The organism is Nocardiopsis sp. NPDC055879, assembly GCF_053615935.1.
The window spans coordinates 254,035-273,898 of record NZ_JBSHCT010000008.1; the positions used below are offsets into that span (position 1 = coordinate 254,035).

The following is a 19,864-nucleotide window of genomic DNA, read 5'->3' on the forward strand; positions in this document are numbered from 1 at the left end:
CGACGAACCGGAATCGCCTCCCGTTCCCCCGCGGTGCCGCTCGGTCACCGGGTCCGACGGAGAACCCCCGATTCGAAGACCGGCAAGCACACCCCCTCACTTTACATTACTTTGGGTAATAACTTAATCGCCGATTGTATGTAGCCCGCAGGTTGAGCCTACGGTAGCCGTCACCCTGTGTCTCTGGGGCATTTACAAGCGTCACGATTTGTCCTCTACTGGCCGTGAACCTCCCCCGGACACGCGAACGGGGACGGTGCCCATCGGCATCCGCCCCCGCCCCTACGGCGATTCCTCGAAATCGCCCAGGTCAACCCCTGGGTCGAGCCACCTCGTAGGCGGCACGGAAAGCGCGGTGGCGCGCCAACTCGTCCTCCATCGGGGTCACCACACGCATCCCCGCGATCTCGCGGACCCGTTCCCGGGCGTCACGCTCCACGTCCTCACGGCGCTGGACCGCGGCGACCTCCACGAGGTTGCCGCATCCCACCCCCGTCAGCCAGCCCACCAGCAGGCTCGCCACGGCCACCGCGCCCGCGTAGGCCATCGCGGCCGGATCGTCGAACAACACCAGACCGGTGATGCCACCGCCCGACCAACTGACCAAGGAGGCCAACGTCCACAGCAGACCGACACCGGCCACGGTCAACAGCGCGTACTGCACCGTGCGCGCGGCCTTCCACCAGGAAGGGCTGCGGTCCGGGTCGCCGACCGCGGCGGTCACCGCCTCACCCAGCTCGGCCGGCAGCTCCGAGACCCCGCTCCGGGCGGCGCCGCGCATCCGCCGACGCCACACCGCGGGCATACCCTCCGACACCTCGTCGGCGGACTCGCCCAGGACCGTCTCCAGTTCGGCCTCGTGCGCGTCGACCGGGCCACCCACACCGGGGGTGTCCCGGCGCAGGAACTCCAACCGCACCGCGGCGAGCGGGTCCTTGCGTAGCTTCATCGCGCGGCGGGCCACGGGCCAACCGACCCGGCGTCGCCCGCGACGCACGTCGTTGGTCTCCACCACGTCCGCCACGGCGGACACACCGGCGGCGTCGGCCAGCCCCTGCTGGATCCGTGACCGCACCCGGGCGGACACGGTCCCGTCGGGCTCGGTCCCGCCGTGGAACTCCTCGAACGGTTCGATGACCTGGTCCAGGTCGGCGACCAGGCGATCCACCAGGGCGTGCTTCTCGGTCACCGACTCACTGAGGAACTCACGCAGCTCGTCGATGCCGTGATCGGTGATGGTGGAGGTGGTGATCACCCGCGGGTGCACCCCGGACTCGGTCTCCAGCAGGCGACGCAGGTCGGTGAGGAGCTCCTCCAGCTCCTCCGGCTCGACCTTGTCGACCTGGTTGAGCACCGCGACGGTGACGGCCCCGTGCCCGGCCATGTTGGCCAGGTAACGGTGGTGCACGGCCGCGTCGGCGTACTTCTGCGGGTCCAGCACCCACACCAGCAGGTCCACCGAGCCGATGAGCCGGTCCGCCTCGGCGGTGTGCATGCTGCGCACCGAGTCGTGGTCGGGCAGGTCCAGCAGGACCAGGCCGGTCAGTCCGGATTCACCGCTGTCCAGGACGCTGGTGCGGGAATGACGGTAGCGGGTGGGCACGCCCAGCCAGCTCAGCAGGGCGTCGGCGCCCTCGTGCCCCCACACACAGGCGTGCGCGTTGGAGGTGGTGGGGCGGGTGACGCCGGTCTGCGACAGTTCCAGCCCGCACAAGGCGTTGAACAGGGAGGACTTACCGCTTCCGGTTCCCCCGGCCAGGGCCACGACCGTGTGGTCGCCGGACAGGCGCAGCCTCGCCCCGGCGTGGTCGAGCAACTGTCCGGCCCGGCCCAGCACCTCCTCGGGCAGGTCGTCCTTGCCGATCTCGACCAGGGTGCTCAACGCGTCCAGGCGTTCGATGAGTTCGGCGCGGCTGGTGGTGCTGGTGGGCTGCCACCGGTCGTGGTTGGTGGGTCGGTACTCCTCGTCGTCGGTGGAGGGGTCCTCATCGGCCGCGGAATCCGCCTCCGCCGAAGTGGCGGTGTCGTTCCCGATGGCCCGGAAGGCCCCGGAGACCGCCGAGGGTCCGGGGACCCTGCGTGGCAGCGGAGGGGGAGCGTCGTCCGTGGCGTCCGCGGCGGCCTCGCCGGTCTCGTCGGCCGGTTCGGCGACCTCGACCCGTTCCGGGTGGGAGGCGCTCGTGTCCTCGGAGGGCGCCAGGACGTCACCGCCGCCGGTGTAGGCGGCGCTCGTCCCCTCGTCGACGTCGCCGGGTCCCACCCGAGTGGCGGCGGGGGGCTCGGGCTCGGCGCGCCAGACCCTGGAGCCCACCGTGCGACCCTGCTCGGCGCGGGAAACGTCGCGCTCGGGACCCTCGTCCGAGGCCTCCTCGGTGTCGGAACCGCCCGGGGCGTCCTCGTCGGGGCGCACGACCGGGAAGGACCCGGTGTGACGACCGGCGATGCGGGTGTCGTCGGCGGCCTTGCTGAGGCTGCCGACCCAACCCGCGAGGTTGTCCGGATCGTCCTCGCGCGTCTCCTCGCCCGAGGCACGGCGCCCGGCACCGGGCTGCCCCGCGGCGAGACGGGTGTGCCGGCCGCGCCGCTGCGCTCCCCGGTCCCGCTCCTCGGGCCCTTCCCCGGGCTCGTCCCGGCGCTCGTTCTCGGAGGGGTTCCGTGGCACGCCCGGGTTCTGCAGTCCACCGAGGGCGGCACCCGCTCCGGACGGATCCGGGTAGCCGGTGATGCCGTCGTAGGCGGCGGGTTCCTCCGTGCCGCGGATCCGTTCCCGAGCGTGCTCGGGATGTTCGGGCACCGGCATGGTGTAACCACGCCACGGGCCGCTCTGGTAGGGCTCCGGCGCCTGCTCGTCCGCCCAAGGTTCGGGGGTCGACGAGCTCTCGCGCTCGGTGTCCTCACCTGGGGTGTTCGACTCCCCGGGGCCGCTGTCCCCCGCCTGCGCGGGGTTCCACTGAGTCGTCATCTGGCAATCTCGAGGTTGTACGTGGCCTGATAGAGCTGGACGGCGCTGTCATCGGACGGAATTCCGGCGGAGGACAGGGCGGTGTCGAAGGGGACCCGTTCCCGGGCCAGCAGGCCCAGCACGCGCCGGCGCAGGTTCTCCCGCGCCGACCGGCCGATGCCGCGCAGCGACTGCGCGGCGAAAAGCCCCTTCAACAGACGTTGCGGGGACGTACCCGAGGTGTCGGCGGCGTGGGCCCCGCCCCCGGAGTGTGAACGTTCGTAGCCCAGCAGGTCGATGATCATGACCAGGGCGACGACGTCGTGGTCGAAGGTGACGAAACGGGCGACCGAACGCTTGGTGGCGCCGTCGGCCGTGGTCATCTCCGCGATCTCGCCCCGCCACTCGTCGATCTCCTGGCGGATCTCCTGGGCCAACATCCCGCTTCCGGGCATCTCCAGCGCCTTGGCGGCCAGGTCGCCGCCGCCGGCCACCTGACGCCAGCGCTGTTCGACCTGTTCGGCGGCGCGCTCACTGCTGGAGACGATCAGGGCCTCCAACGAGTCGCGCACCGCGCGTTCCAGGGCCTGGATCCGCTCGCCGCGCTCCACCTGGACCTCGCGGGCCTTGCGGGAGCGCTTCTTCTTGCGTGGACGCATGCTCTTGGCGAGTTCTCCGCCCGCGGCGAGCTCCTGCCAACGGGCCGAGAGCGAACCGCGCAGCAGCGAACCGTCGGCCAGGGAGGTCTCGATGTGCTTCTCGGCCGCCGCGTAGGCGTCGTCGACGGCGGATCCCAGAGTGCGGCCGGTCTCGATCTGCGCCTCGACCTGACGGGCCAGTTCCGGCACCCGGGTACGGAAGCTGTCGATGACACCGATGAAGGTGCGCCGGGAGACCCGGTCACGCTGTTCGGCCTCTCCTGCCACGTTCGCGAGGAAGTCACGGATGTGGTCGGCGACGTTGGAGGTGAAGCGTTCGCCCTCGATCTGGTCGGTCTCGGGGATCGCGAACCGGGAGGCGTTGCTCAGACCGTTGGCCTCCAGCATGGCGCCGAAGTGGTCGAGCAACTGGCGACGGCCCTTGCGCGGCACCCGGGAGAGCACCACGGCCAGGGAGGTGTCCCGGTCCCTGGCGACCTGGAGGAACTCCCAGACCCGCGCGTCGGCGTAGCGTCCGCTGGTGGTGACGAACACCCACAGGTCGGCGGCGTCCAGGAACTTGGCGGCGAACTCGTGGTGGGCCGACACCGCGGAGTCGACGTCGGGAGTGTCCAGCAGCGCCACCCCCGCGGGCATGGCCTCGGTGGCGGCCAGCACCAGCATGCCGTCCTTGCCGGGCATGGCCAGACCCTGCTGACGTACTCGCGGCAGGGTGGGGATGAAGGAGGCCTCGCTGAACCAGTCCACGTCGGCCGGGTTGCAGGCCAGGACGGGGCTGTTGGTGGTGGGGCGACGCACGCCCGTGGTGGTCACCTGCTCGCCGACCAGACTGTTGACCAGCGTGGACTTACCGGCACCGGTGGAACCGGCCACGGCGATGAGCAGGGGGATGTCGGGGCGGCGCACCCGCGGCAGGACGTAGTCGGACAGCTGGGCGAGCACGTCCACCTGAAGGGCCTTGCCATCGTCGGCGCCGGCCAGCCCCTCGGCGAAGCGCAGATCGCGGATCTGCTTGCGCAGCGACTCCAGGACCTGTTCGAAACGGTCGTCCTCGTTGCCGGGCGCCCGATGTTTGGCCGGCCCGGAGGGCACGGGAACGGTGGGACCCCGGCGGCCGTTGTCGGGGGTCTCGTCCCCGTGCACGGCTGAGGGGTCCGCGGTGGGTCGCGCGGAGGTGGCGTCCGGTCCGGTGGTGAACCGGTCCGGGGCATCGGAACCGGAGGTGTCCGGTGCGGCCGACGGCCGGGTCATGATCGGTATGCCCTCCTCATCACTGCTGATGGTCCCCGTCGACGGGCCTGGCGTGTGCCGCCGTCGGAGGTCTCACTCCAGATCGCGCCCGGTCGCCAGACGATCCAGGTCGCTCTGGGTTCCCGTGTGCAGTATGTCAAGTTCCCGCGCTGTTCGGACCACTTCTCCGATGATCACCACCGCGGGGGGCCGCATTCCGGCCGATCGAACCGTGGCTGCGATGTTCGCCAGCGTACCGGTCACGGTTCGCTGCGATGGCAGGGTCGCTTCCTGGACCACGGCGACGGGGGTGTCCCCGGAGCGACCGTTCGAAGTCAGCGCCTCGACGATCGCCTCGATCCGTTCCAGACCCATGAGAGCGACGATCGTACCGTTGGAACGGGCCAGGCCCGCCCAATCGACGGTCGAGCGCGCGTCGCCCGGGGCCACGTGCGCGGAGACGATGTGCACGTCCTGCGTCACTCCGCGGTGGGTGGTGGGGATGCCCGCTCCGGCCGGGGCGGCCAGCGCGCTGGTGACCCCGGGGACCGCGATGACCGGGACGCCTGCGGCGACGCACGCGGCCACCTCCTCCCCACCTCGACCGAACAGGAAGGAGTCCCCGCCCTTGAGCCGGACGACGAACTTCCCCTCCTTGGCCCGTTCGACGAGGACGGAGTTGATCTCGTCCTGGGTCATGGAGCGGCCGTAGGGGATCTTCGCGGCGTCCACGATCTCCACGTCCGAGGGCAGCGCGTCCAACAGGGAGGTGGGGGCGAGCCGATCGACCACCACCACGTCCGCCTGGGACAGGAGCCGGCGGCCGCGGACGGTGATCAGGCCCGGGTCGCCCGGGCCGCCGCCGACGAGGGCGACGCCGCTGAGGCGTTCGCGTCCGCGTCGGGCGTCCAGGGCGCCCTCGGCCAGACCCTCGATGATGGCGTCGCGTACCCCGGCCGAACGTTTGGGATCGCCGGAGGCCACCACGCCCACGGTGATTCCACCGGAGTCACCGCTGGCCGGGGTCCAGGCGGAGGAGGCGTGCCGGTCGTCGGCGCGCACGCACCAGATCCGGGAGTCCTCGGCCTCGGCGGCCACGGCGGCGTTGACCTCGGCGGAGTCGGTGGCCGCGTGCACCAGCCAGTAGGCGGGGGAATCGGGACCGACCACGTCACCGGGTTCGAAGGGGCGGCGCACCCAGGTGAGACGTCCCGCGTCGGCGAGGTCCTCCAGCGCGGCGGACACCTCCGGAGAGACGAGGGTGACCCGGGCGCCGGCCCCGAGGAGGACGGGCACCCGACGTTGGGCGACCCTTCCGCCGCCCACGACCAGCACGTCACGGTCCCGCATGCGCAGGCCAAGGAGATAGGTCACGGATCGTACCCCTCATGGTCGTCCGTACCGGCCCCCGACATCGGCGGCGGGGTGCGCGCGGGACCGATGCCCCGGCACGCCGCCGGAGAATTTCGGCGATTGCTCCAAAATACCTTGTCAAAGCGGTATTACAGCCGTGTAAAGGGGTGAGCACGGAGCGGGGTGACTCCCGCCGCATCGACGCGAGGGGACCCCACCACCTCCTCTGGTGGCGGGGTCCCCTCGTCCCAGGACACGTACCATCACGGCCCGACCGGATCACCGGTCCGTGGAGACCCCCGCGGAATCGAAGGTGGCGACGGTGCGCAGCGCCCGCGCCGAGCCCTGCAGCAGAGGCAGCGCCAGCAGCGCGCCGGACCCCTCGCCCAGTCGCATCTCCAGGTCCACCAGCGGGGTCAGTCCCAGGTGGCGCAGGACCACACCGTGACCGGGCTCGGTGGAACGGTGCCCGGCGAAGCAGGCGCTCAACGACTCCGGGGAGATCGCGGCGGCGGCCAGCGCGGCCGAGCCGGCGATGACCCCGTCCAACAACACCGGGATCCGCAGCGCCGAGGCGCCCAGGATGAATCCGGCCAGCGCGGCGTGCTCCAGGCCGCCCAAGGCCGCCAGGGTTCCGATCGGGTCCTCGGGGTCCACCGGGTTGGCGGCCAGGGCCTTGCGAACGACCTCGACCTTGTGTTCGTAGGTGGCGTCGTCCACACCGGTGCCCCGACCGGTGGCCTCGGCCGGGTCGGTTCCGGTGAAGGCGCACACCAGCGCCGCGGCGGGGGTCGTGTTGCCGATCCCCATGTCCCCGGTGATCAGGCAGCGGTTGCCCGCCGAAACCAGGTCGCGGGCCACCTCGATCCCGCCTTCCAGGGCCTGTAGCGCCTGCTCGCGGCTCATCGCCGGCCCCTGGGTGAAGTCGGCGGTCCCCCGCGCGACCTTGCGGGGCAGCAGACCGGCGGCCGAGGGCAGGTCGCCGACCACGCCCACGTCCACTACGGTCACCTCGGCGCCCACCTGCTCGGCGAAGGCGTTGACCACGGCACCGCCGTCGATGAAGTTCTGCACCATCTGCGCGGTGACCTCCTGCGGCCAGGCGGTCACCCCCTGGGCGTACACACCATGGTCACCGGCGAACACCGCGACGGCGGCCGGTTCGGGGATGGGCGGAGGGCACTCCCCCGCCAACCCGGCGAGCTGCACCGAAACGTCCTCCAGCACGCCGAGGGACCCCAGCGGCTTGGTCATCCTGGCCTGGCGGTCTCTGGCCTCCTCCACGGCGCGGGCGTTCAGCGCTCCGATGGCGGTGATGGTCTCCTCCAGGAGGGTGGTGGGCTCCTGGCCGGGCAGACCGCGGCGACCGTAGCGGTCACGGTGCACCGCCCAAGACAGGGGCCGTCCCTTCACCCAGCCGCTGAGGCCGAGCTCGGGTTCGGTGGGGAACTCGTCGACGTAGCCGACGCACAGGTAGGCGACGACCTCCAGATGGGAGGGCAGGGCGAGCACGTCGGCGACACCGCGCTCGTCGGTGATCCCGACCCAACCTACGCCCAGTCCCTCGGCGCGGGCGGCCAGCCACAGGTTCTCGACGGCGAGCGCGGCCGCGTAGGAGGCGGGCTTGGCGTGGCGTCCGGGCGCCTGCGCGCCCCGGGTCGGGTCGACCGTCACCGCGATGTTGAGCGGGCTGTCCAGGATCGCCTCGACCTTGAGACCGGAGAAGGCGTGGGCGCGAGCGCCGGGACGGTCCCCGGAGTGGGAGTCCCGTTCCTGCTCGGCGAGGTCGCGGACCCGTGCGCGCAGTTCCGTGTCGTCGATGACCAGGAAGTCCCAGGGCTGGGTGTGCCCGATGCTGGGCGCCTGGTGGGCGGCCTCCAGGACGCGGGTGAGCACGTCGGCGGGGATCGGGTCGGGCCGGAAACCCGCTCGGACGTCGCGACGTTCGCGGATGGCACGGTAGACGGCGGCGCGTTCGGCGTCGTCGAAGTCGTGGCCGGTGTGCCGCCAGGCGTCGTCGGCGGGCGTTTCGGGGGCCGGAACGGGCCGGCCGCGGACGTCGCCGGCCGGCTCTCCCACCCGGGGTGGCCCGGTGTGCTGCGGCTCCGGGAAGGAGGCCGCTGCTTCGTGTGCGTGCACGGTGTCGCTCTGCTCCGCTGGTTCGGCGGCCGCGGGGACCTGGTCCACGTGGCCGGGGTTCGTGGCTGTGTCGGGTTCGGTGGAACCCTGCGCGGGGGGTGGTTCCTGTGCGATTCCTTCTCGCGGGGAGTCGGACCCGGGTGCGGGGGGCTCCTGTGGCCGTGCCGCCGGGTGGGGGCCGCCGCGGAAGGGGATGACGTTCGGTCGAGGATCGCGGGCGGTGCCCGGCGCCCGTGTGGACACGGGTTCGGCCTCGGGTTCCGGCGCGGCCTCGGGTTCCGGTTCCGGAGCGGGCTCGGGTTCCGGTGTCACGTTCCTGGGAGGTGCGGGTGGAGCGGCCGGTGCGGGCGGGGTCGCCGGGCGCACCTGCCGACTGGGCGCCGCGGGTTCCCGCAGGGGTCTGCGGAAGGGGTTGCCCGGCACGGACCGCGGCTCCTCCCCTTGCGGGGCCGGTGCGCCGGGGGCGCCCTGGGCGCCCTTGCCGCTCTCCGGCAGCCCGTCGAGCAGACCTCCCAGGCGCGGGCCGAGGCCCGGCGAGGGCTTGCCGCGCCGTGGTTCGGAGGGATCGCCCTCCGTGTGACGGGCTTCCTCGCGGTCATCGTTGGTCATGGTCGCTCCCCGAAGGCAGAGGTCCGTGGGCTGCCCGTTCGGGCCCGGTCCGAGATGGATCCGAACCAGCGTAGTCCGCGGCGTTCGCGCCGCTCAGTGGGGGTCCCTCCGACCCCGGGCAACCCGTTCCCGGCACACCGCCGGGCCCTCAAGTCACCATCAACTGTGCCAGAGTCCGCGTCAGCGCGTGCCGTGTACCGGAGTCCCGCACCGCCACACGGAACCACTCCGGCCCCAGTCCAGGGAAGGTGTCGCCGCGTCGGACCGCGATGCCCTCCGCACGCAAACGAAGCCGCAACGATTCCCCGTCCACCGCCTTGACCAGCAGAAAAGATGCTCTCGCGCGAGGGACGACGGTGAGTCCGTGGTTCGTCAGGTCTTCGGTGAGCGCGCGACGTTCCTCGGCCAGGCCCCGAGCCCAGTGCTCCGTCTCGGCGAGGGCCTGGGGCGTGACGCACTCCTCCATGGCGGCCAGGGCCGGGGTGGAGACCGACCATAAGGGTTGTGCCTCGGCCAGTCGGGCGACCAGGTCCGGTGCGGCGAGCAGGTAGCCGGCCCGCAACCCGGCCAGGGACCAGGTCTTGGTGAGGCTGCGGACCACCACGAGGCCGGGCAGGTCCGTGCGGTGGGCCAGGGACTCCGGTTCGCCCGGGACGCAGTCCGCGAAGGCCTCGTCCACCACCAGGATCCGCCCCGGTCGGGCGAGTGCCGCGATCGACGCGGCGGGGTGCAGGACCGAGGTCGGGTTGGTGGGGTTGCCGACCACGACGAGGTCGGCGTCCTCGGGGACCGACCCGGGGTCCAGGAGGAAGTCGGGTGCCGGCAGCAGGACCCGGTCCACCCCGTGGCCGGCGGCGCGCAGGGCGGCCTCGGGTTCGGTGAACTGGGGGTGGATCACGACGGCCCTTCGGGGGTTCAGCGCCCGGGCGACGAGCACGAACGCCTCCGCCGCGCCGGCCGTCGGCAGGACCTGACGGGGGTCGCGTCGATGCCGCCGGGCCACGGCCACGCGGGCCCGTTCGGGGTCGGGGTAGGAGCCGAGGTCGGTGAGCGAGTCGGTGATCCGACGGAGCACCCGGTCCGGCGGGGTGCGCCCGCGGACGTTGACGGCCAGGTCGAGTAGTCCCGGTCCCACCTCCGCGTCGCCGTGGTGGCGCAGGTCGTGGTGATCGTCGTCCATGTGCTCGCCGTCTCGGTCCTCTCCGGTCCGTTCCAACACCCCACCCATCCTTGTTTCCGATGTGACCAGTGGTTCCAGTGTGGTCCCCGCGTCCGAGCGCTTCGGACTTCGAGGACGCGCCCACGTGCCGTATGTCACAGGCATGTGGCAGGCTGTTGCGGTCCCCGTCCCCTGACGCCCTGCCCCGCGATGAACACAGTCGGCGAACAGAACGGACACACATGCGACGGCGTACCTTCCTGACCACCGCCACGGCGGCGGGCCTCGGCTCCTTGGCCCCCGTGCTGCTCACGCCCACGGCCGCTTCGGCGCAGGGCTCCGACACCCGGGCCGTCCCCCGGGTACTCACCGAGACCACCACCTCCACCGGCTCCCCTGTACGCCCCGACCGCCGGTTCGACCTGGTCTCCGTCTCCAGGTCGCCCGATCGGGCCTCCGGCGCCTCGGTGCGCTTCGAGCTCCCCGACGGGTGGGGCTCCTGGCGGGAGCTGCACTTCCACACCGAAGGACCGGACCACCTCGACCCGGCCTCCACCGCGATGGTGCGCGCCCCGGAAGGCGCGATCGGCTACCAGGTACGCGGCGCCGACGGTTCCGACCTGACCGCGGTGAACGTCCGCGACGGCGAACCGCTCACCTTCGGTGGACCGGAGCGGACCACGCTCTCCGCCGAGGGCGGTGAGTACCGATCGTTGTCGGGCACCTCCCTGTTGCCGGTGCGCACGCGGGCGGGCTGGGGCGCGGACGAGTCCCTGCGCTTCGACGAGGACGGCGACGACCTCTGGCCGGCCGAGTTCCATCGGGTCCAGGCGCTGACCGTGCACCACACGGCCATGGCGACCACCGACGACCACGCCGCCGACGTGCGCGCGGTGTATCGACTCCACGCGGCCGAGCAGGCTTGGGGCGACATCGGCTACCACCTGCTCATCGACCCCGACGGCGTGGTCTACGAGGGTCGGCACTCGGGCGAGGACCGGATCCCGGTCTTCTCCGGGGTGCCGCTGCCCGGCCGCGCCCGTTCGGTGACGGCCGGCCACGCGGCGGGCTTCAACCACGCCAACATCGGGGTGTGCCTGCTCGGCGACTTCACCCACGAGGTGCCCACCCGCGCCGCCCAGGACTCACTGGTGACGGTGCTGCGGGTGCTGTGCGCGCTGACCGGCGTGGACCCGGCTCGGGAGATCGAGTACGTGAACCCGGACACCGGCGCGGTCACCCCGCAGGAGGCGGTGGCCCGGCACCGGGACTGGCTGGACACCGAGTGCCCCGGCAACGCCTTCGCCGACGTGTTCGACTCCGCCATCCGAGAGCGGGTGGCCCGTGGCCTGCTCTAGCACCCCTGTGGCGAAGGCCTCTTTTTGCAGGTCACGACGGTGACCACCTCGATATCCGGTTGCGGCGACCCTGGCCGGCGCGGCTATCGTGAGCGCTGCCGCCACGCCGTGGGTGCGCGGCGCGATTCGAGGAAAGAGGGTCCGACTCCACCATGACCACCGTTCAGAGCACGCCGATCATGCCCGCGGTCATCCTGGAGACCGAGCGGCTCCGACTGCGATCGGTACTCGAACGCGACATCGACGACGTGTACGCCTCGTGCGTGGACCCCGACCTCCAGCGGTGGGTTCCGCTACCGTCCCCGGGCGAGCCCTACACCCGGGAGAACGCGGAGGACTTCTGTCTGCGTCTGGCGCCGGGCATTCGTACGTCCGGCGACGGCCAGCACTGGGCCCTGTTGGAGCGCGAGGGCGGCCGGTTCGTCGGTTCGGCGGCCCTGCTGCGCACCGAGTGGCCCGCGAAGGTCACCGAGGTCGGCTACTGGATCTCGCCTTGGGGGCGGGGCCATGGCTACGCCGCCGAGGCGGTCGTGGCGGTGTCCCGCTGGGCGATCGAACAGGGCTTCCAACGGATCGAGATCAAGGCAGCGGTGGGCAACACCGCATCTCGCCGGGTGGCCGAGTCCACCGGATTCGTCCACGAGGGCGTGGAGCGCAACGCGATGCCGTTGAACGAGGGCCGCACCGACCTGGCCGTCTACAGTCTCCTGCCGACGGACCTGGAGACGACCCCGTAGACGAGGACGGCCGGGTCGGTGGTAGCACCGACCCGGCCGTCCCCTGTTCTCCCCCGGATCATCCCCACACCCGGGAGAGCAGCCACTCACCGGTGGTGGTGTCGTGCCGGAGTTCGTACACCCCCTGGGAGTAGGACGATCCGGCCTCGACCCTCCAGTGCCGACATTCGGGTACCTGGGAGCTCTCACCCGGTGTCCAGTCACGGCGCAGGGTCACCCACTGGTCGATGATCCTGCGCACCCCGTAGACCCGCCCGTCCCACACGAAGCGGGTGGGCCTGCCGTCCTCCTCCACGACCGTGACGTCCGCTCCGTAGTACCGCCCCACAACCGTTCCCCCAAGCATCGACCGACTCCTCGTTTGGCGTCCGGCGGTGCCAGGGCGCACCGCCGGGGTGCCCGCACGCGGGGAAGTACGAGCAGGCATTCGAACGTGTGATCGAATACTAGCGAAGGGAAGGCCGCCGTGGAACTGTTTCCGCCTCGACGACATCACCACCTGTGAAACCATCCGTGGGACCGAGAAGCCCCCGAGCCACGGACCCGCGAGCACCGTGGCACTCGGCGCCCCCCACGACCCCCACGAGGCATCCCACATGTTCAACGGGCACGACGGCCCCGCCACCCCCCATTCCGGAGACCCCACGGAGATCGACGGATACCGCCTGTCGCGCCGGCTGGGACGCGGCGGCATGGGCACCGTGTACCTGGCCGAGGACCACTCCCGGCGACAGGTCGCGCTCAAGGTCGTCCACCCCGACCTGGCCGAGAACCCCTCGTTCCGGCGACGCTTCGCCCGCGAGGTCGAGACCGCACGCCGTGTGGCCCGCTTCTCCACCGCCGGGGTCATCGACGCCCGCCTGGAGGGCGACCCCCTGTTCGTCGTCTCCGAGTTCGTCCCGGGCCCGGACCTGTCCCGGGCCGTGCGCGAACGCGGTCCCCTCCGCGGCGGTGACCTCGAAGGACTGGCCATGGGCGTGGCGGCGGCGCTCACCGCCATTCACCGCTCGGGTGTGGTCCACCGCGACCTCAAACCCGCGAACGTGCTGCTCTCCCCCGTCGGACCGAAGGTGATCGACTTCGGCATCGCCCGCGCCCTGGACGACGACGGCGGCGGCATCACCCGTTCCAGCCGGCTCATGGGCACGCCCTCCTACATCGCGCCCGAACTCCTGCACGGTCACCCGGCCACCCCCGCCGCGGACGTGTTCGCCTGGGGATGCCTGGTGGCGTTCGCCGGCACCGGCAGGACGCCCTTCCACGCGGCGACGGTCCCGGCGGTCCTGCACAACGTCACCACGGCCGCGCCCCGGCTCGACGGGCTGGACCCCGCCCTGACGGTCCTGGTGCGCCAAGCCCTCGACAAGAACCCCGCGAATCGGCCCACCGCCCAGGCGATCCTGGATCGGCTCGTGGGACGGCCCGGCGTCTCGGAGGAGGAGGCCGGTCGCACCATCAGCGCCACGTGGACGCCGCCCCCGGTCACGGCCACACCCCCGACCCAGACCGCACAGGGCGCCGGCGGACCCCCCACACGCCGACGCGGGCTCCTCCTCGGAGCCGGGGCCGGGACGGGCGCCGTGGTCCTGATCGCCGGTCTCTCCTTCGCCTTGGCGGCGGGGAACGACGCGCCCCCGGAGGACCTCACCACCCTGTACGGCTCCGACTTCGCCACCGACCCCGGGTGGGGCGACTCCATCTACGACGAGGACGACGGCCCTTACGACAGCGGCTACGCGCCGGGCGAGGGGATCGTGATGGCGATGGACCCCAACGCGGAGATGGATCCGAGCGTCGGACGCAACTGGATGGCCCCCTCCGCCCAGGGCGTGAACACCACCGAACGACTCCTGGTCACCAGCGACGTCCAGGTGCTGGAGGGCTACGACTACCTCACCGTCGGACTCCGGTGCATCCGCGACCTGCACCCGACCGACGCCGAACTGGACGAGGACGACACCGACGGTTACCCCGACCACCCGGACCAGGACTACACGGCGACCTATCGTGCCTGGTTGCGGGCGGACGGCGCGGAGGCCGTGATCGACAAGATCTCGGGCACCCTGGCCGACGACTCCTGGGATCCCGAGGAACTGGCCAAGGGCGAGGTCTCGGAGTTCCGCCCCTATCCCGCGGTCCCCACCGACGGAGCGGATCAGGCCACGTCCCGTGGGGAGGAACCGGAGCCGGTGAGCAACAACATCAAGCTCGCCTGTGAGTTCACCCCGGGCGACGAGGGTGAGGTTCCGACCGCCGAGATCCGAATGTGGGTCAACGACGGACTCGCGGTGAGCGCGGTGGACGAGGAGCCCTACCCGGACGACTACGCCGACCACCAATACGTCCAGCGCCAGGCCGTGCAGTACCACCGCGGTCAGAGCACGTCCCCGTTCCGGGTGCTGTACGAGAACTTCCGGGTGGAGCGGATCCTCGACGAGTGACCGTGGCGGTTCCCGCGCTTTGACGACCACCACCGACAGAACCGTTTCGTCTCCAGTGGGATCACACCCCTCCGAAACGCGCTCCGGTACCGGCGTCGGTACGCTGATAGGCGCTTATCACACGATTTGTGAGGACCCTCGACTGTGACGTCCAACGGCCACTCAAGCGGCAAACCCCTGCGCGCGGGCGACCCGCGCGAACTCGACGGTTACCGCATCGTCAGTCGGCTCGGACGCGGCGGCATGGGCACCGTCTACCTCGCCGAGGATCCCGGCGGCCGCTCCGTCGCCGTCAAGCTCATCCACCCGGACCTGGCCGACGACGAGTCCTTCCGGAAACGGTTCGCCCGAGAGGTGGACGCCGCCAGGCGGGTGGCCCGTTTCTCCACGGCCGGGGTCATCGACGCCCGGTTGGAGAGCGAGCCGCTGTTCATCGTTTCGGAGTACGTGGCCGGCCCGAACCTGGACGAGGCTGTGCGCGCGCAGGGGCCGATGCACGGCGGCACCCTTGAGGGTCTGGCGATGGGCGTGGCCGCGGCGTTGACCGCCATCCATGGCTCCGGGGTGATCCACCGCGACCTCAAACCCGCCAACGTTCTGCTGTCCACTGTGGGGCCGAAGGTGATCGACTTCGGCATCGCCCGCGCCATGGACGACGCCGGCGGCGGCATCACCCGTTCCAGTCAGCTCATGGGCACCCCTTCCTACATGGCGCCGGAGCTGATCCTGGGAGAGCAGGCCACACCGGCCGCGGACATCTTCGCCTGGGGTTGCCTGGTGGCGTTCGCCGGCATCGGGGACGCGCCCTTCGACGCGGCGACGGTGCCCGCGGTGCTGCACAACATCTCCTCGGCCGAACCCAAGCTGGACGGGTTGGATCCGAGCCTGCTGGACCTGGTCGGGGGCGCGCTGGACAAGAACCCCGCCAACCGTCCCTCCTCCCAGCAACTGCTGGCCAAGCTGACCGGTCAGGAGGACCCGGAGGAGTCGGAGGTACGACGGACCATCAGTACCTCCTGGGCACCACCGAGTAGCGCTCCGGTGGCGGGCACGCCACCGCCGGAGGAATCCGGTCCGCGGCGGACGGGTGCCGCTCCCACGGACCAGGTGCCGACCGAACACCTTCAGGGCCCCGGCCAAGGGCAGACGCCCAATGGGGGCGTCGCCCCGCCCATCGGCGGTCCGGTCCCGCCGCACACCCGACAGGCGCACCAGGGCGGGCCGGGCGCCCCGGGGCAGCCCGGGTTCCAGGGCCCCTCCGGTCCCCAAGGGCAGCCGGGCGTCCCCGGTGCGCCCGGAACCCAGGCCTTCCACCCGCAAGGGCACCGGCAAGGCCCCATGGGAGGTCACGGTGCCCACCCGCAGTCCGGCCCCCAGCACGGCCAGGGACAGGTCGGGTGGCACGGGCAAGCGCCCCCGTACGGTCAAGCCGCGTACGGGATGCACAGCGGCCCGAACGGCCCCGGTGGTCCCGGCGTCCCGAACGGCCCCGGACAGCCGGTGAACGGCGCCTCCGGTGGCGGCCGGCGCAAGCTCATGCTCATCGGCGGTGGTGCGGTCGCGCTGGTGTTGGTCGCCACCATCGGCGGCTTCGCGCTGTTCTCCGGATCGGACGCCCCTCCGGAGAACGTCACGAGCATCTACACCACCGACTTCGCCACGGACCCCGACTGGCCGAGTTCCACCCATTTCGACCAGCAATACCCCGACCTGAACAGCATCGGGTACTGGGACCAACAGAACGCCATGGTGGTCTCGATCGACTCGTCGTTCAAGGAGGGCCAAGGCGCGCGCGTCCCCTCCGTCGGGGAGACGCCCCCGCAGGTCCTCATCAGCACCACCATGGCGCCCCTCTCCGGTCCGGGCGAGGCGACCACGGGCGCCTACTGCTGGGGACAGGAGGATGAGGAGGGCACCATGTACGAGGCACAGGTCCGCCTGGACGGCGGCGAGGCGCAGATCCGTCGGGTGACCGAGGAGAGCGGCAGCACCGCGCTCGCCTCCACCACCGAGATCGAGGGGTTCTCCACCTACGACCTGTTCGACGAGGAGAGCGAGGTCGACGGTCTTCCCTACGACACGAACCTGGGTGACCTGGTCACCAACAACCTCAAGTTCTCCTGCGAGTACGTGACCGAGGAGGGCGAGGACCCGTACATGGACCTGAGCATGTGGATCAACGACGAACTCGCGCTGAGCACCGTGGACGAACAACCGCTGCCGGACAGCTCCGACCTCGACGACGACGAGCGACGCCAGGTCGGTCTGATCCAACGGGCCGCCTCCGGCAACGAACAGATCGCCGTGGCGTACACGGACTTCGCGCTACACCGCGTCGACACCGAGTAGGGAATCCATCCTCGGTCCCACCCGGCTCCGAAGCGGGCGTTCCCTCCCGAGGGCGGGCGCGTTAGCGTCGAGGCCACGACGACCAGGGTGATCCGGTGGCCCTCGGAGGTCATCGCGACAGGGAGGACGAGACGACATGCGCGCCATCGTGATGGAGGAGTTCGGCGGACCCGAGGTCCTACGCACACAGGAGATCGACGACCCGACCCCCGGCCCGGGCCAGGTGCTCCTGGACGTGGCCGCCCGGGGCGTCAACTTCATCGACGTCTACCAGCGCGGCGGCGTCTACAAGGTGGACCTGCCGTTCGTTCCGGGCATGGAGGCCTCGGGCACGATCACGGCGGTCGGTGAGGACGTCACCGACCTGAAGGTGGGACAACGCGTGGGCTGGGCGATGTCGCCCGGCGGGTACGCCGACCGCGCCACCGTCGACGCCCGCCTGGCGGTCCCCGTCCCCGACGGGGTCACCGACGAACAGGCCGCCGCGCTGCTGCTCCAGGGCATGACCGCCCACTACCTCACCTACTCGGTACACCCGGTGGCCGAGGGCGAGACCATCCTGGTGCACGCCGCCGCGGGCGGCACCGGGCTGCTCATCACCCAGCTGGCCAAGGCCCGGGGCGCCCGGGTGATCGGCACCGTCTCCACGGAGGCGAAGGAGGCCGTCGCCCGCGCGGCCGGCGCCGACGAGATCGTCCGCTACACCGAGGTCCCGGTGGCCGAAGCCGTCCGTGACCTCACCGACGGCGAAGGCGTCGCGGCGGTCTACGACGGCGTCGGCAAGGACACCTTCGACGCGAGCCTGGCCTCGCTGCGCCCGCGCGGGGTTCTGGCCCTGTTCGGGCAGTCCAGCGGCCTGGTGGAACCGGTGGACCCGCAGCGGCTCAACAGCGCCGGTTCGGTCTACCTCACCCGCCCCTCCCTCGCCCACTTCGTCACCGACCGCGAGGAGCTGCTGGGTCGGGCCCGCGACCTGTTCGAACTGGTCGAGCGGGGGCGTCTGGACGTTCGGGTCGGCGGCCGCTACCCGTTGGAGGAGGCGGCCCGGGCGCACGAGGACCTCACCTCGCGTGCCACCACCGGCAAACTGCTGCTGGTCTGAGGGTCCACGCGACGTGCGGTGGCCGCCCGTTGTCGGGGCGACCACCGCCATCGTCGTCGATTCCGTCCGGTCGGCCTCACTCGCCCTTGCGCTGGGACGGGGTCGAACCCATGTTGGCCCCGGCCCGGCGAACGTCGTCCCGGGCGTCGGCGACCGCCTTCTCGGCGGCCTCCGCGGCCTGCGCCGCCGCCTGAGATGAGGTGGACCTCGCCGGGTCCGGGCCGGTGATCTGCGCGGGGCCCGAGTCCCCCGCCTCCCGCTGCCCCTTCTCCGTGGACGGAGCCGTCTTGGCGGCGTCGCCGGCGAAGGCGTGCGAGACGTTCTTGACCGCCTCGGTGAACTCGCCGGGGATCACCCAGAACGTGTTGCCCTCGCCCTCGGCGAGGCTCGGCAGGGTCTCCAGGTACTTGTAGGCGAGCAGCTTGGCGTCGGCGTCGTTGGCGTGCACCGCCTGGAAGACCTGCTCGATCGCCTTGGCCTCACCGTCTGCGCGCAGGATCGCCGCCTGCTGGTCACCCTGGGCCTCAAGGATGGCCTGCTGGCGGGCGCCCTCCGCCTTGAGGATGCGGGACTGGCGTTCACCCTCGGCGTGCAGGATGGCCGCGCGCTTGTCGCGGTCGGCCCGCATCTGCTTCTCCATCGCCTCCTTGATGGTGGGCGGCGGGTCGATCGCCTTGATCTCGACCCGGTTGATGCGGATGCCCCACTTTCCGGTGGTCTCGTCGAGGACCCCGCGCAGCCGGGTGTTGATCTCCTCGCGGGAGGTCAACGTGCGTTCCAGGTCCATGGAACCGATGACGTTGCGCAGCGTGGTGACGGTGAGTTGGTCTATTGCCTGGATGTAGTTGGCGACCTCGTAGGCGGCGGCCTTGGGCTGGGTCACCTGGTAGTAGAGGACGGTGTCTATGTTGACCACCAGGTTGTCCTCGGTGATCACGGGTTGGGGACGCGAGCTGAAGACCTGTTCGCGCAGGTCGAACTTGGAGTTGACCCGGTCCACCCCCGGAATGATGAAGTTCAGTCCGGGGTCGAGGGTGCGGATGTAACGGCCGAAGCGCTCGATGTTGTAGGCGCGGGCCTGGGGAACGATTCGGATCGCCGACAAAGCGATGGCGACCAGGAGAACGGCGATGATGATGAGCGGTATCGCAGGGTCCATCTTCTGTACCTGTGCCTAGGTCGATTGGTGGCTTGTGCGGCTCGGTTTCGGATGACCGTGGTGACCGTGGTGGCCGTGATCAGTCCGCTTCGGGACGGTCCTGTCCCGGTCGGGTCTGGTCGGGACCGTTCGGCTCGATGGGTTCGGGCAACGCCTCGCGCGGATAGACCACGGCGGTGGCCCCGTCGATCTCCACGACGTCGACGTGCGCGCCCACCGGGATGACGAGGTCCTCGTCGATGGACCGCGCCGACCATTCCTCCCCGCTGAGCTTGACGAGTCCGTGGTCGGCGTCGACCGGCTCCAGGACCAAGGCGGATCGCCCCACCAGGGCGGCCGTGCCGGAACGAACGTCCGGTCCGCGGGCGATCTGCCGGTCCATGATCGGTTTGACCAGCCAGACCCCGGCGGCGGAGGCGGCGGCGAACCCGATGATCTGCACGACCACCGGTAGTCCCAGGGCCCCCAGGAGGCCGGCGACCAGTGCGGCGGTGGCCAGCAACCCCAGGACGAAGGTCAGGGTGAAGAACTCGGCGGCCCCGAGGGCGGCCGCGAGGATGATCCAGATCAGCCAAGCAGGCATGTTCCTGTCGGCCCTCCCGCTGTGGTTTCGGGTAGTCCTTAAGCT

Annotated in this window: 13 protein-coding genes; 5 read left to right on the forward strand and 8 right to left on the reverse strand. The window is 71.3% G+C overall.

Annotation, left to right across the window (positions count from 1 at the left end; genetic code table 11):
* Nucleotides 1-310: 310 nt before the first annotated feature.
* The 5 genes from ACWGKS_RS12015 to cobC form a co-directional block, all read right to left on the reverse strand.
* On the reverse strand, nucleotides 311-2,962 hold the full coding sequence (locus tag ACWGKS_RS12015; RefSeq protein WP_358509398.1) for a GTPase: 2,652 nt from the start codon (nucleotides 2,960-2,962) through the stop codon (nucleotides 311-313).
* Entirely contained in the window at nucleotides 2,959-4,851 is a 1,893-nt protein-coding gene (locus tag ACWGKS_RS12020; protein WP_358509395.1) for a dynamin family protein, read from the reverse strand. Before ACWGKS_RS12020 ends, ACWGKS_RS12015 begins: the two co-directional genes overlap by 4 nt.
* 72 nt (nucleotides 4,852-4,923) lie before the next feature.
* Nucleotides 4,924-6,204, reverse strand: coding sequence for a uroporphyrinogen-III C-methyltransferase (gene cobA, locus ACWGKS_RS12025; protein ID WP_358509392.1), 1,281 nt, complete (start codon nucleotides 6,202-6,204; stop codon nucleotides 4,924-4,926).
* 258 nt (nucleotides 6,205-6,462) lie between these two features.
* Entirely contained in the window at nucleotides 6,463-8,931 is a 2,469-nt protein-coding gene (gene cobT / locus ACWGKS_RS12030; protein ID WP_358509389.1) for a nicotinate-nucleotide--dimethylbenzimidazole phosphoribosyltransferase, read from the reverse strand.
* A gap of 148 nt (nucleotides 8,932-9,079) precedes the next feature.
* On the reverse strand, nucleotides 9,080-10,111 hold the full coding sequence (gene cobC, locus ACWGKS_RS12035; protein ID WP_358509528.1) for an Rv2231c family pyridoxal phosphate-dependent protein CobC: 1,032 nt from the start codon (nucleotides 10,109-10,111) through the stop codon (nucleotides 9,080-9,082).
* Between the two features lie 221 nt (nucleotides 10,112-10,332).
* On the opposite strand from cobC, the gene ACWGKS_RS12040 reads away from it, so the two are divergent.
* The gene (locus ACWGKS_RS12040) at nucleotides 10,333-11,448 is read left to right on the forward strand and encodes a peptidoglycan recognition protein family protein (protein ID WP_358509386.1); all 1,116 of its coding nucleotides are present in this window, start codon (nucleotides 10,333-10,335) and stop codon (nucleotides 11,446-11,448) included.
* Nucleotides 11,449-11,600: 152 nt separating this feature from the next.
* On the forward strand, nucleotides 11,601-12,185 hold the full coding sequence (locus ACWGKS_RS12045; protein ID WP_358509383.1) for a GNAT family N-acetyltransferase: 585 nt from the start codon (nucleotides 11,601-11,603) through the stop codon (nucleotides 12,183-12,185).
* A gap of 58 nt (nucleotides 12,186-12,243) precedes the next feature.
* Here the strand turns inward: ACWGKS_RS12045 and ACWGKS_RS12050 are convergent, their stop codons facing one another.
* Nucleotides 12,244-12,531: a DUF6504 family protein gene (locus tag ACWGKS_RS12050; RefSeq protein ID WP_358509381.1), complete on the reverse strand. Its 288-nt coding sequence runs from the start codon at nucleotides 12,529-12,531 to the stop codon at nucleotides 12,244-12,246.
* 250 nt (nucleotides 12,532-12,781) lie between these two features.
* Between ACWGKS_RS12050 and ACWGKS_RS12055 the strand changes: the two genes are divergently transcribed.
* From ACWGKS_RS12055 to ACWGKS_RS12065, 3 genes are all read left to right on the forward strand, one after another.
* Nucleotides 12,782-14,626 carry a serine/threonine-protein kinase gene (locus ACWGKS_RS12055; protein ID WP_358509378.1) on the forward strand — a complete coding sequence of 615 codons (1,845 nt, stop codon included), beginning with the start codon at nucleotides 12,782-12,784 and terminating at the stop codon, nucleotides 14,624-14,626.
* Nucleotides 14,627-14,770: 144 nt separating this feature from the next.
* Nucleotides 14,771-16,975 (forward strand): serine/threonine-protein kinase, encoded by a 2,205-nt coding sequence (locus tag ACWGKS_RS12060; RefSeq protein ID WP_358509375.1) that lies wholly within the window; start codon nucleotides 14,771-14,773, stop codon nucleotides 16,973-16,975.
* Nucleotides 16,976-17,111: 136 nt separating this feature from the next.
* Nucleotides 17,112-18,077: a quinone oxidoreductase family protein gene (locus ACWGKS_RS12065; RefSeq protein ID WP_358509372.1), complete on the forward strand. Its 966-nt coding sequence runs from the start codon at nucleotides 17,112-17,114 to the stop codon at nucleotides 18,075-18,077.
* Nucleotides 18,078-18,153: 76 nt separating this feature from the next.
* Here ACWGKS_RS12065 and ACWGKS_RS12070 read toward each other — a convergent pair whose 3' ends face one another.
* Complete coding sequence (locus tag ACWGKS_RS12070; protein ID WP_358509369.1) at nucleotides 18,154-19,236, reverse strand: SPFH domain-containing protein; 1,083 nt, start codon at nucleotides 19,234-19,236, stop codon at nucleotides 18,154-18,156.
* 79 nt (nucleotides 19,237-19,315) lie between these two features.
* Nucleotides 19,316-19,819: an NfeD family protein gene (locus ACWGKS_RS12075; protein ID WP_358509366.1), complete on the reverse strand. Its 504-nt coding sequence runs from the start codon at nucleotides 19,817-19,819 to the stop codon at nucleotides 19,316-19,318.
* Nucleotides 19,820-19,864 lie beyond the last annotated feature (45 nt).